10 protein-coding genes and 1 tRNA gene are annotated in these 13,075 nt (G+C 66.9%); 3 read left to right on the top strand and 8 right to left on the bottom strand.

Features of this window, described 5'->3' with window-relative positions; genetic code table 11:
* Positions 1-65: 65 nt before the first annotated feature.
* The 3 genes from ACM1PE_RS25685 to ACM1PE_RS25675 form a co-directional block, all read right to left on the bottom strand.
* Entirely contained in the window at positions 66-695 is a 630-nt protein-coding gene (locus tag ACM1PE_RS25685) for an HAD family hydrolase (RefSeq protein WP_419341376.1), read from the bottom strand.
* Positions 696-951: 256 nt separating this feature from the next.
* Positions 952-1,036 (bottom strand) — tRNA-Leu (locus ACM1PE_RS25680).
* A gap of 169 nt (positions 1,037-1,205) precedes the next feature.
* Positions 1,206-2,594 (bottom strand): uracil-xanthine permease family protein, encoded by a 1,389-nt coding sequence (locus ACM1PE_RS25675; RefSeq protein WP_059373933.1) that lies wholly within the window; start codon positions 2,592-2,594, stop codon positions 1,206-1,208.
* A 181-nt stretch (positions 2,595-2,775) separates the two neighbouring features.
* Between ACM1PE_RS25675 and ACM1PE_RS25670 the strand changes: the two genes are divergently transcribed.
* The 3 genes from ACM1PE_RS25670 to ACM1PE_RS25660 all read left to right on the top strand — a co-directional run bounded on the left by ACM1PE_RS25670 (position 2,776) and on the right by ACM1PE_RS25660 (position 6,633).
* Positions 2,776-4,179, top strand: coding sequence for a DKNYY domain-containing protein (locus ACM1PE_RS25670; RefSeq protein WP_419341374.1), 1,404 nt, complete (start codon positions 2,776-2,778; stop codon positions 4,177-4,179).
* A gap of 173 nt (positions 4,180-4,352) precedes the next feature.
* Positions 4,353-6,251, top strand: coding sequence for a molecular chaperone HtpG (gene htpG / locus ACM1PE_RS25665; protein ID WP_419341373.1), 1,899 nt, complete (start codon positions 4,353-4,355; stop codon positions 6,249-6,251).
* A gap of 112 nt (positions 6,252-6,363) precedes the next feature.
* Complete coding sequence (locus tag ACM1PE_RS25660) at positions 6,364-6,633, top strand: helix-turn-helix domain-containing protein (RefSeq protein WP_059373930.1); 270 nt, start codon at positions 6,364-6,366, stop codon at positions 6,631-6,633.
* Between the two features lie 100 nt (positions 6,634-6,733).
* Here the strand turns inward: ACM1PE_RS25660 and ACM1PE_RS25655 are convergent, their stop codons facing one another.
* Genes ACM1PE_RS25655 through ACM1PE_RS25635 form a run of 5 tightly spaced genes read right to left on the bottom strand, consistent with a single transcriptional unit; the run spans position 6,734 to position 13,044 of the window.
* Entirely contained in the window at positions 6,734-8,872 is a 2,139-nt protein-coding gene (locus tag ACM1PE_RS25655; RefSeq protein WP_419341372.1) for an acetate--CoA ligase family protein, read from the bottom strand.
* Between the two features lie 17 nt (positions 8,873-8,889).
* Complete coding sequence (locus ACM1PE_RS25650; RefSeq protein ID WP_419341371.1) at positions 8,890-9,885, bottom strand: acryloyl-CoA reductase; 996 nt, start codon at positions 9,883-9,885, stop codon at positions 8,890-8,892.
* Positions 9,886-9,903: 18 nt separating this feature from the next.
* Complete coding sequence (locus tag ACM1PE_RS25645) at positions 9,904-11,067, bottom strand: acyl-CoA dehydrogenase family protein (RefSeq protein ID WP_419341370.1); 1,164 nt, start codon at positions 11,065-11,067, stop codon at positions 9,904-9,906.
* Between the two features lie 3 nt (positions 11,068-11,070).
* Positions 11,071-12,042 (bottom strand): tripartite tricarboxylate transporter substrate binding protein, encoded by a 972-nt coding sequence (locus tag ACM1PE_RS25640; protein WP_419341369.1) that lies wholly within the window; start codon positions 12,040-12,042, stop codon positions 11,071-11,073.
* A gap of 18 nt (positions 12,043-12,060) precedes the next feature.
* Entirely contained in the window at positions 12,061-13,044 is a 984-nt protein-coding gene (locus ACM1PE_RS25635; protein WP_118931493.1) for a Bug family tripartite tricarboxylate transporter substrate binding protein, read from the bottom strand.
* Positions 13,045-13,075 lie beyond the last annotated feature (31 nt).

Raw genomic sequence — 13,075 nt, 5'->3', positions numbered from 1 at the left:
CTGCGACATGTCATCAACGCGACATGGGCCGGCCTTTCCGCCTGCCTGTACTCGTAAGCAATTCATCAATAGCGAGCAGCCAGGATAGTCAGTACGTCATTCAGTGAGTCCACCGATTCACATGAGCGCGTCGCCGTCGCGTGTCTGTCCAAGTGGTACCCATGCATGCCAAATTTCCGAGGCCCGAGCATATCGGCTTCTATGGTGTCGCCGATCATGAGTATCTCTTCGGGCTGGCACGCAATACCATCGCAGAGGTATCGGTAGATCTCAGACTGTGGCTTCACGGCGCCGGCTTCGTATGACCAGGCGCAAAAGTCCGGTTGGATGGGTAGCAAGTCCAATACCGGAGGTCCGTATGGCGCAGCGAGGTTGGAGCAAAGCGCTATTTTGATTCCTTGATCTTTCAAGGCGGCCAGAGTCGGGGCTGCATCAGCGAATAGCGTGATGGATTGGATTTCCTCATGCAGTTCGGCTTCCAGAGAGCGCAAGTTCTCTTCGCTGACCATACCGCCGAACAAGCGGGCTGTCTGTCTCAGGTCCATCGCATTGCTCATCGCCCGGATGCCGTCGTCGCTCTGGCGCCGGCGGCCCGCCTCATGCAGCAGGCGGACCAGCTTGCGGAACGGGCGGGTGGGCCGTTCTATGCGGACCAATGTTCCAAAAACGTCGAATGCTACGGCCTTGATTGCCATCGAACCTCCAGCTTGTCAGGGTAGGCTTGCACCGCGCGGTCGGGGGACGGAACCAACCTTGTTGCGAGGAAACTCTATCGGCCGCAATTTGGTCCAAGTCCCGATATTGTCCGCTAGCTTGGGGCGTATACGTTGCACGCATTTGAGAGCGCCCGTTGCGCGCGGAGCGTCGAAATGAATATGTGCGAAGCGCCGCGTGCGGCAATCTGCCATGAAAAAGGCCGTTGACGACAAACGTCAACGGCTTTTTGAATTCTGGTGCCCGGGGCCGGAATCGAACCGGCACGCCTTGCGGCGGGGGATTTTGAGTCCCCTGCGTCTACCAATTTCACCACCCGGGCTAGGAGGTCGCGGACACGTCCAGATGACGGTCGCGGGAGAAGCGAAGACGGCGATTATATGCGGTCTGGGAAAAATTGTCAGGCGGCCCTGGATCCAGCCATCTGACAGGGGCCAGTCCCTCTGCACACAGGGGCAGGTAGGGACCGGCTTTCCGAGGAATCCGCCGCCTTACTTTTTTTCAGGCAGGAACCAGTTCATCACCAGTGCGCAGATGCCGCCAGTAGCCACGCCCGACTCCAGCACGCTCTTCACGGCATGGGGCAGGTGCGACAGGATTTCCGGCACTTGCGACACGCCCAGGCCCAGCGCCAGGGACACGGCGATGATCAGCAGGGCGCGGCGGTCCAGGTGGATGCCGGCCAGGATGTTGATGCCGGACGCGGCGACCGCGCCGAACATGACCATGGCGGCGCCGCCCAGGACGGGCTCGGGCACGGCCTGCAGGATGCCGGCCACGGCCGGGAACAGGCCCAGCAGGATCAGCATGCCGGCGATCCACACGCCGACGTGGCGGCTGGCGATGCCGGTCAGCTGGATCACGCCGTTGTTCTGCGCGAAGACCGAGCTGGGGAAGGTGTTGAAGACGCCGGCCAGGAGCGAATTCGCGCCGTTGACCAGGACGCCGCCCTTGATGCGTTGCATCCACAGCGGGCCTTCGACGGGCTGCTTGGAGACCTTGCTGGTGGCGGTGACGTCGCCGATGGCTTCCAGGGACGTGACCAGGTAGATGATCAGCATGGGCACGAACAGCGCCCACGAGAAGCCCAGGCCGAAGTGCAGCGGCGTGGGGATCTGGAACAGGGCGGCTTCGCGGGCGCCGGTGAAGTCCAGGCGGCCCATGTAGGCGGCGGCGATGTAGCCCACGGCCAGCGCCAGTACCAGGGCGGTGCTGCGCACCCACACGACTGGCACGCGGTTCAGCAGGATGATGGTGCCCAGGACCAGGCCCGACAGGGTCAGGTTCTCGGCGCTGGCGAAGGTGCCGTTGCCCATGGCGCTATAGCCGCCGCCCATGCTGATGAGGCCGACCTTGATCAGGGTCAGGCCGATGAGCAGCACGACGATGCCGGTGACCAGCGGCGTGATCAGGCGCTTGACGAAGGGCAGGATGCGGCTGATGCCCATTTCGACGAAGGAGCCGGCGATGACGACGCCGAAGATCGCGGCCATGACGGCTTCGACCGGGGTGCCTTGCTTGACCATGACCGAGCCGCCCGCGATCAGCGGGCCGACGAAGTTGAAGCTGGTGCCCTGCACGATCAGCAGGCCGGCGCCCAGGGGTCCGAAACGCTTGCACTGGACGTAGGTGGCAATGCCTGAGATGACCAGCGACATGGACACGATCAGGGTGGTGTCGCGGGAGCTCACGCCCAGGGCCTGGCAGATCAGCAGGCCGGGGGTGACGATGGGAACCAGGATGGCCAGCAGGTGCTGCAGGGCGGCGACGAAGGCCACGGGAGGCGCGGGGCGGTCGTCGGGGCCGTAGACCAGGTCAGGGCTGGGGTCGGCGTCGGATGAGCCGTGGGGGGCGGGTTGGGTCAGGGAGGCGGGTTGCATGGCGGATGGGCCGGCCAGGGATGGGTAGGGGGGAAAGTGCGGGATTTTAGCGGGGAAGGCCTCGCGCCGTCCGGGGACGGACCGGGAGCGGGCGCGGATGCGCCGCAGACCCGGGCCGGGATTGCGGCCGCTGGTTAGAATCCCTGGTCGCCAATCAACGGCAGGTCAGCCCCGCCACTCCATGCAAAAACGCGCCAAATGGGCCGTGATCTCGCTGGTCCTGATCATCGCCGCGCTGCCGATGTTCCTGTTGTTCTGGTTGATGGACGGCGACGACTTCGCGGCCGTCGACCGTGGACAGTCCTACGGCAACAGCATCTATAAGAACTATCAGGGCGGCGTTTACGCCGCCGTCCCCAGCAACGGCTACTACCGCATGGACGACGCCGATCCAGCCAGTTTCACGGCCTTCGATACCGGGGCTTTCGACGGCAGGCAGGCGGCCAGGGACCAGCGCCACGTGTATTGCGGCAACCAGGTCTTGCCGGACATGAAGCCCGCGTCCGCGCGCTACCTGGGCAACAGCTATTTCAGCGATGGCGCGGTCACGGTTTTCTGTTCGATGCACAGCGTGCGCAACGAAAAGCTGGGCATGCTGGACGAGTTCTGGCAGAAGATCCAGTACCAGGCGGACGCCGGCCCCAAGCCGCAGACCTACCTGTATCCGTTCGTCGTCCTGCCGGCCAGCGCCCGGCCCTACCGGCCGCTGCTGGACCGCGAGCTGGCCACCGACGATGTGCGCGTGTACTACCGGGGCCGCGAAATGCCGCAGGCGGCGCCGGCTTCGTTGCGCCGCCTGCCCGCGGGCAGGGATGGCGATGTCCGTTCCAGCGACGATTTTTTCGCCGACGGCCGCCGCGTCTATTTCCACGAGCAGTTACTGCCGCTGTCGGATGATCCCGCGCTGTACACCTTCATGGTGGGCGACCTGTACCGCCAGCCCTATCTACAAGATCCGCGCGACGGCATGGTGTACGTGGGCGCGCAGCCCTTCGACGCGGCGCATGCGCCGTATCGCCTGCTGAACGAGCACGGCCGGCATGTGTACCAGGCGCTGTTCCGCAGCAAGAACGGCATCTTTTTCTACAACACGCAGACGCGGCAGGTGGAACGGGCGGGGGACGACCCCTTCGCTTCGGGATCCTTCACCGAGCTGTCGCCATACGTGTACACGGACGGCAAACAGACGTTGTTCCTGCAGGCGCAGGAAGTTTGGGCTCGCAACTCGCGGGGCGGGGGCGGCGGGCTGGTGTCTCGTTCCACGCTGGTCAATCAGCTGACGGATGCGCCGGCTGGGGAATGGATCAAGCGCGGCGTGGTTTATCACAACTTCGGCACGGTCTGGCAGAAGGGCGAGAAACTCTATTACCTCGACGAGCTTGGACCCTCGCAGCTGATTTCCCACTCGATCTATCAGATCATGGACCGCAGCGCGGCGGATTTCCTGCTGCGCTCGCAAGAAACTCGGCAGATCACGGCTGCCGACATCCGCAAGCTGGTCCGGGCCGGCAAGCTGGCGGTGCCGCAGTATGAAACCGTGCTGGAAGCCAAGACACGTTATCGGAAGGTGTTCTCCATTTTCTGAGGCGCCGCCGCCACTCCCCAAAATGGGAGGTTGGGGCCGGCTGGGGTTTTCCTGCCCGCCCTTGAAAATGCGCCATTGGCCCCCACATCAGTAGGGTTTCCCGGCGGCCGCGCGGGCCTGAAGTCCCGGCAGCCAATAACCGTCCCTAATTTTTTACCTAGCCACGTAGAACTATGAGCCAAACCGCCACGCCTTCCACGTCCGAAACCCTGGGGTTCCAGGCAGAGGTGAAGCAGCTGCTGCACCTGATGATCCATTCGCTGTACAGCAACAAGGAAATCTTCCTGCGCGAGCTGGTGTCGAACGCATCGGACGCCTGCGACAAGCTGCGCTTCGAGGCCATCGACCGGCCCGAGCTGCTGGAAGGCAATGGCGAACTGGCCATCACGGTCAGCTACGACAAGGCTGCCCGCACCATTACCATCTCCGACAACGGCATCGGCCTGTCGCGCGAAGAAGCGGTGGCCAACCTGGGTACGATCGCGCGCTCCGGCACGCGGGAATTCTTCTCGCAGCTGACCGGCGACAAGCAGAAGGACGCGCAGCTGATCGGCCAGTTCGGCGTGGGCTTCTATTCCTCGTTCATCGTGGCCGACAAGGTCACGGTGGTCAGCCGCCGCGCCGGCGCCACGGACGCGATCCAGTGGGAATCCGACGGCCAGGGCGAATTCACCATCACCGCGGCCGAGAAGGCCACGCGCGGCACGGACGTCACGCTGCACCTGCGCGCCGACGAAGACGAATTGCTCAACGGCTGGAAGCTGCGCGAGATCCTGCGCCGCTACTCGGACCACATCTCCCTGCCCATCCGCATGGCCAAGGAAGAGTGGGACCAGGAAAAGGGCGAGCAGGTCAAGACCGAAGAACTGGAAACGGTGAACCAGGCCAATGCGCTGTGGGCCCGCAGCAAGTCGGACGTGACTGAAGACCAGTACCGCGAGTTCTACAAGACGGTGTCGCACGACTACGACGACCCGCTGGCCTGGACCCACAACCGCGTCGAAGGCCGCAGCGAATACACGCAGCTGCTGTACGTGCCCAAGCACGCGCCCATGGACCTGTGGGACCGCGACGGCCGCCGCGGCGTGAAGCTGTACGTCAAGCGCGTCTTCATCATGGACGACGCCGATCAGCTGCTGCCTTCGTACCTGCGCTTTGTGCGCGGCGTGATCGATTCGGCCGACCTGCCGCTGAACGTGTCGCGTGAGATCCTGCAAGAAAGCCGCGATGTGCGCGCCATCCGCGAGGGTTCGGCCAAGCGCATCCTGTCGCTGCTGGAAGACATGGCGGAGAACAAGCCGGAAGACTACGCCACGTTCTGGTCCGAGTTCGGCCAGGTGCTGAAGGAAGGCGCGGGCGAAGACCACGCCAACCTGGAACGCATCGCCAAGCTGATGCGCTTTGCCTCGACCCACACGGGCGACCAGGCCCAGACCGTGTCGTTCGCCGACTACGTGTCGCGCATGAAGGAAGGCCAGGACAAGATCTACTACGTCACGGCGGATACCTTCGCCGCGGCCAGCAACAGCCCGCATCTGGAAATCTTCCGCAAGAAGGGCATCGAAGTCCTGCTGCTGTCGGATCGCGTGGACGAATGGATGTTGTCCTACCTGCGTGAATTCGACGGCAAGTCGCTGGTGTCGGTGGCCAAGGGCGGCCTGGACTTGGCCGAGCTGGCCGACGAGGAAGAAAAGAAGCACCAGGCCGAAGTGGCCGAGGACTTCAAGCCGCTGGTCGAGCGCCTGCAGAAGACGCTGGAAGACCAGGTCAAGGAAGTGCGCGTGACGCTGCGCCTGGTGGACTCGCCGGCTTGCGTGGTGGTGGGCCAGAACGAACTCAGCCCGCATCTGCTGCGCATGCTCAAGGCCGCCGGCCAGGAAGCGCCCAACGTCAAGCCGGTGCTGGAAATCAACCCCGAGCACCCGCTGCTGGCCCGCATCCGCGCCGCCGAAGACGGCGAGTTCGGCCAGTGGGCGCGTTTGCTGCTGGATCAGGCGCTGCTGGCCGAAGGCGCGCAGATCGCCGACCCGGCCGCGTTCGTGAAGCGCTTGAATGCGTTGCTGCTGAAGTAAGCAGCGCATCCGTTTGAAGAAGGAAAGGCGCCTCTGGCGCCTTTTTTTCGTCAGGAAGACGCTTCACAAGCAGTGGCTTAAAAATTACCGATCGGTAATTTTGGGGGTGGACATGGCCTCGAACGATGTTCCTGCCGCGCTCGCAGGCGGGGCCGGCGTAACGATTCGCACATCGACCGAATTGGGCGAATTGGTGAAGGCCGTCCGGCGCTCGCAGGGCTTGCTGCAAGCGGATCTGGCTGGCCTGTCCGGCACCGGCAACCGCTATGTGGTGGATCTGGAGCGCGGGAAGCCCACGCTGCAATTGCAGAAGGTGCTGGACATGCTGGATCTGCTGGGCCTGGAAGTGCAGGTAGCGCCCAAGCGCCCGAGTCTGCCATGACCGTCGCCGATGCGCTGGACATCTATCACGCGGACCGCAAGGTCGGCCGCTTGTTCGACGAGCGGCCGTTGCGCTTCGTAGCCGTCCGCGGCCCCATCGGCTAGACCGTCTGCGCGGCCCCCTCGCCGCGTATCACTACAGCATCCAGCGCCACCACCCCCTTACCCTCAGGTAAAGCCAGTAAGGGATTGATCTCCACCGAACTGAAGTCCGCGCGCCGCGCGTGGGCGAAGCGGGATAGCGCCGCCAGCGCGTCGGCCAGCGCGTCGACGTCGCAAGGAGGCGCGCCACGCGCGCCTTGCAGCAGCGCGTAGCCCTTGATCTCGCGGATCATCGCCAGGGCTTCGTCGCGCCCGAAGGGGGCCAGGCGGAAGCTCACATCCTTGAGCACTTCGACGAAGACGCCGCCCAACCCGAACATGACGACCGGGCCGAACACCGGGTCGCAATGCACGCCGGCTATGCATTCCACGCCCTTGGGCGCCATGGGCGCGACGAGCACGCCGTCGATGCGGGCGTCGGGCCGGTGCTGGCGCACGGCGGCCATGATGTCGGCGTAGGCGCGCCGCACGGCGTCTTCGCCGCGGATGTTGAGCTTTACGCCGCCTACGTCGCTCTTGTGCGTGATGTCGGGCGATACCACCTTGAGCACGACGGGAGCGGCGTCGCCGTTCGTAGCAGCCAGCTCGGCGACGGCGCGCACTGCCGCGTCCACGTCGGCGGCCAGCATGCAGGGCGAGGCCGGCAAGCCGGCCTGGCGCAGCAGCGCCATGGCCTGGACTTCGTTGTAGGCGTCCAGCAATGGCGGTGTGTGCGCCGCGGGCATCGTGGGAGCATCGTCAACAACGTCGCTACCCGTATGAGCAGCCAGCCCGGCCACCGCGCCTATCGTGCGGATGGCGGCGCTGGGATCAGTGAACACCAGGCAGCCCAGCTGTTCCAGCTCGCGGCGGCGTGCGGGCGGAAACAGTGCGCTGATGGCCAGCGGCACGTCCGGATGGCGGGCCTGCATCTGCCTTGCGAAAGCCTCGAAGGTAGGCCACAAGGCTTCGGAGGATCCAGCAGCGGCCAGGAAGACGGCCAGCGCGTCGTAGCGACCATCGGCCAGCATGTCGTCGGCGGTGGCCAGCAGCAGTCCGGGTTCGGACACGGCCTGGCCGGTGACGTCGACGGGATTGCGGCCGCTGGCGAAGGGCACGCGCTCCAGCAGGCGGGCTTGAGCTTCGGCGGCGGGCTCGGGCAGCGCCAGGCCGGTGTCCTCGGCTTCGTCGGCCATCAGCGCGCCCACGCCGCCGGAGATGGTGAAGATCCCCAGCCGGCGGCCCTGCGGCGGCCGTTTCCAGGTGTCCAGCGCATAGCCCAGGTTGAAGAATTCCTCGATGGTGCGCGCGCGCAGGGCGCCATATTGGCGGAACAGCGCGTCGTACACGGCGTCGTCGCCGGCCAGCGCTGCCGTATGCGAGGCGGCGGCTTGCGCGCCGGCCTGGGTGCGGCCGATCTTGGTGACGACCACGGGTTTGCCCGCCGCGCGCGCCGCGGCCAGGGCGCGGCGCAGCTTGGCGCCGTCGCGGCAGCCTTCCATGTAGGCCATGACGACGCGGGTATCGGCGTCGCAAGCCAGCCATTCGATGCAATCGGCCACGTCGATGTCGGCCTCGTTGCCGGTGCTGATCCAGTGCGACAGGCCCAGGCCGCGCTCGCGCGCCATGCTGTAGGCATAAGCGCCGAATGCGCCGCTCTGCGACACCATGCCGATGCCGCCTGCGGCGACGATGCCGTTGGCGGGGGCGGGCGAGAACGTCGCGTAGACGTTGCGCCGCACGTTCATGAAACCCAGGCAATTCGGTCCCAGCAGGCGGATGCCGCGTTCGCGCGCGATGGCGCAGAGCCGTTCCTGTTGCGCGGTCCCTTGCGCGCCGGTCTCGGAAAAACCCGAGGTGAACACCACGGCGGCGCCTACCTGGCCGGGCCGGGCGCGTTCCAGCGCCTGCGCGGCATGGGCGGCAGGCACGGCCAGGATGGCCAGGTCCACGTCCGCGTCCAGCGCGTCCAGGCCGGGCAGGGCCGGCAGGCCGGCGATGGCGTCCGCGCGCGGGTTGACGGGAACGATGCGGCCGCCGTAACCGTGCTGGAGCAGCAACCTGACCGGCATCGCGCCGATCTTGCCGGGCGTGGCCGAGGCGCCAACGATGGCGATGCCTTGCGGATTGAAGAGGCGGGACAGGGAGGAGTCAGTCATGATGTGGCGATGAAGAATCAGGAGTAGCGCACGACGCTGCGGCCCGTGCTGCCGCGTTCGAGCATGGCGGCCAGGGCTAGCGGCAGCTCGCGGGGTTCGATGACGCGCGCGATCAGGTCCAGATGCGCGGGGCGATATTCGGCGGCGAGCTTGTTCCATACCTGGCGCCGCAGCGGCATGGGGCTGTTGGCGTTGATGCCCAGCAGCTTGACGCCGCGCAGGATGAAAGGGATGACGGTGGTGGGCAGTTCCGCGCCGCCGGCGTTGCCGAAGGCGGCGGCCACGCCGTCGGGCTTCAGGCTGGCCAACGCGTGGGCCAGTAGCGGGCCGCCCACGGAGTCGACCACGCCCGCCCAGCGCGCGCTCATGAGCGGCTTGATGCCGGCCGACAGGTCGGGCGGAGCGATCACCTCCTGCGCGCCCAACGAGCGCAGATAGTCCGCCGCAGCCGGCTTGCCGGACATGGCGCAGACGCGATAACCGCGCTGGCTCAGGATGTCGATGGCGACGCCGGCAACGCCGCCGGTGGCGCCGGTGACCAGCACCTCGCCTTGTTCCGGCGTCAGTCCGCAATGTTCCATCCAGTGCAGCGAAAGCGCGGCCGTGTAGCCCGCCGCGCCCAGCACGGCGGCGTCGCGCAACCCGATGCCTGGGGGCAGCGGCAGCACCCAGTTATGGCGCACCCGCGCATACTCGGCGTAGCCGCCGTCGCAGTCCACGCCGATGCCGAAGCCGTGCACCACGACCTCCTGGCCGGGCGCGAGCGCCGGGTCGGCGGAATGCACCACGGTGCCCGAGAGATCGATGCCGCCGATACGCGGATACTCGCGGATGATGCCGCCGCGTCCGGCCTGGGCCAGCGCGTCCTTGTAGTTCAGGCCCGCATAGGCCACCTTGATGAGCGTGTCGCCCGCGGACAGCTGGTCCGCGGACAAGGTTTCGTAGCGGCCTTGCGGGGGCTGGCCCGCTGCGCCCGCATGTAGGCGGTAGGCCTGGAATTCGAGGTTTTCCATGTTCGTCTCCTTGAGGGCTCAGGCCAGCAGCCGGCGCGCCAGCGTGGCGCGGTGCAGTTCGTTGGCGCCGTCGTAGATGCGGAAGGGGCGCATCTCCTGCCAGACCATGGACACGGGCGTGTCGCCCGACAGGCCCGATGCGCCCATCATCTGCACGGCGCGGTCGGCCACGCGGTTCACCGCCTCGGACACGAAGACCTTGGCCATGGCGCTGTGCTGCTTCACCGACAGGCCCTCGTCCATGCGGGTTGCGCAATCCAGCGTCATGAGGCGGCTGGCGTGCAGGTCGATGTGGGAGTCCGCGACCATGGCCTGGATCTGCTGCAGATCGGCCAGGCGTGAGCCGAAGGATTCGCGCTGCATCACATAGGCCTGCGCCGTCTCCAGCGCGCGACGGGCGCGGCCGATATAGCGCATGCAATGGGACAGCCGGGCAGGCTCCAGCCGCAGTTGCGCATACTCCAGGCCGCGTCCGGGCTCGCCCAGCACGGCTTCATCGTCGACCTCGCAGTCCTGCAGCAGGATCTCGGCGTGGCCGCCGATCTGGTAGCCCGTCACCATGCCGATGTCGCGCACCACCTGGTAGCCCGGCGTGTCTGCCGGCACCAGGAACAGTGTGGCGCCGGTATCGGTGCGCGCCAGCACCAGCGCGAAATCCGCGCCCACGCCGCCGCTGATGAATTGCTTGCGGCCGTTCAGCACCCAACGCGCGCCGCGCCGTTCGGCGCGGGTGCGCAGCATGGACGGATCGGAACCGGCACCGGGCGCGGGCTCGGTCATGGCGAAGCAGGCTCGCTGTTCGCCGCGCACCAGCGGCGCGAGGAAGCGTTCCTGCTGGGCGGAGTTGCCCAGGCGCAGCAGCGTCAGCATGTTGGGCTGGTCGGGCGCGGCGCAGTTCAGCGCCGCGGGTCCAAGGAAGCCGCGCCCCGCTTCTTCCAGCACCTGGGCCAGGGCGCGCCAGCCGAGTCCCAGCCCGCCCCATTCCCGCGGCAACTGCGGCGCATACAGGCCGGCCTCGCGAGCCTGTATGCGCAGTTGGGCGACGCAGCGATCCAGCGCGGCCACGTCGCGGGCAATGGCGGGGGACTCGGCGGGTATCGCCACCTCGTCGACGAAGCGGCGCACGCGCGCGCATACGTCTTGCAGGGCGTCGCCGCCGTTGCGTTCTTGCTTGGACTGCATGGCTTATTCCTCGATCTTGACGCCGGCCTGCTTGACCACGGCGCGCCATCTGTCGGTTTCGTCGGCGATGTGCCGGCCGAACGCTTCGGCCGTGCCGCCGGTGGCTTGCATGCCCAGCCCGTTGAAGTAGCTGCGCACTTCCGGATCGGCCAGCACGACGTTGATCTGCCGGTTCAGCAGCGCGATCACGTCCTTCGGCGTACCGGCGGGCGCCATCACGCCCCACCAGGACGAGGCCGACAACGGCACGCCCAGTTCAGCCAGCGTGGGCACGTCGGGCAGCTCGGGATTGCGCGTTTGCGAGGCGATGGCGACCGCGCGCAGACGCCCGGCCTTGACCTGGGCATACACCGGCGGCAGGTTGTCGAAGCTCATCTGGACCTGGCCGCCGACCAGCGCGGTGGCGGCTTCGCTGCTGCCCTTGTAGGGGATGTGCCGCAATCCGATGCCGGTCTGGTGGGCGAACTGCTCGCCCGCCAGATGGGGGATGCTGCCCGTTCCCGCCGTGGCGAATGTCAGGCCCTGCTGCTGCGCGGCGGCGCGCTTCAAGTCTTCCAGGCTGCGTATGGGGCTGGCGGCGGGCAGCAGCAGGTAGACCGGCACGTCCGTCGCCCAGACCACGGGCGTCAGGTTCTTCTTCACGTCATAGGGCAGCTTGGCGTACAGCACGCTGTTGGTCGCCAGATTGGCGGTGCCCATCAGCAGGGTGTAGCCGTCGGGCGCGGCGCTGGCGACCAAGGCGGTGCCGATCTGCGTCGCGCCGCCGGGCTTGTTTTCCACCACCACGGGCTGGCCCAGCAAGGGGGCCAGCTTGCGGGCAATCATGCGCGCCGCGGTGTCGGTGCCGCCGCCGGCCGCGTAGGGCACGATCAGGCGTATCGGCTTGTCGGGATAGGCGGCGGCCTGTGCCGCCCCGGCCGCGCCCAGCAGGGCGACGGCGCACAGCGCGCGTAGCGTTCGGATCAGGATTTGCATGGCGGTCTCCCGGCGGGCCTACTGGATGCGGGTGCCGGTGGACTGCACCAGCTTGCCCCACCAGGCGGTTTCGTCCGCGATCTGCTTGGCGAACTCGGCCGGCGTGCTGGCCAGCGGTTCCGCGCCCAGCTCCTGGAAGCGGGTGCGCAACTGCGGGTCCTGCAGCGCCTTGACCACTGCCGCGTGCAGCCGTTCGATCACCGCCGGATCGGTGCCGGCAGGCGCCATCAACCCCTTCCAGGCCATCACCACAAAGCCCTTCTGCCCAGCTTCATCGAAGGTGGGGATGTCGGGCGCCGCGGTGGCGCGCTGGTCGCTGGGCACCGCCAGCGCGCGCAGGCCGCCGGCTTTTACCTGCGGCAGCAGCGCCGGCATGTTGTCGATCATGAAATCGATGTGGCCGGCCACCAGGTCGGTGACGGCGGGGCCGGTGCCTTTGTAGGGCACGTGCTCGGCCTGGATGCCGGTCTGCTGCTTGAGCAGTTCGCCGGCCAGCTGCGCCGGCGAACCGTTGCCGGGAGAGCCAAAGGACAGCTTGCCGGGGTTGTTGCGCGCGTACTGCAGGAATTCCTGCAGCGTCTTCACCGGCATGGATTTGGTCACCACCATCAGATTGTGTTCGCGCTCCAGGCAGGTGATGGGCGCCAGGTCCTTGGCCGGATTGAACGGCATGTTGGCGTACAGGCTGGGATTGATGACGGTGGGTCCGGCCGCCGCCAACAGCAGCGTGTAGCCGTCGGGCGCGGCGCGGGCAACGAAGTCGCCGCCGATGTTGCCGCCGGCGCCGGGTTTGTTCTCGACGATGACGGGTTGGCCCAGGATGGGATGCAGCGCTTCGGCCAGCAGGCGGCCCAGGATGTCGGTCGAGCCGCCGGGGGCGAACGGCACGATCAGCCTCACGGGCTTGTCGGGATAGGCGGCCGCGGCTTGCGGCGGCAGCGCCGCGCAGGCGAAGGCGGCGGCCATGGCGCCGATCCACTTCGGCAGGTGCTTGTGCAGCATGATGGAAGTCTCCTTTGGTTGGCGGGCCGCC

Source organism: Achromobacter sp. PD1 (assembly GCF_048541815.1).
In the GTDB taxonomy this organism is placed as follows: Bacteria; Pseudomonadota; Gammaproteobacteria; order Burkholderiales; family Burkholderiaceae_B; genus Achromobacter; species Achromobacter bronchisepticus_A.
Note: the sequence above shows the minus strand (reverse complement) of the source record. Positions and strands in the feature narration are given on the sequence as shown.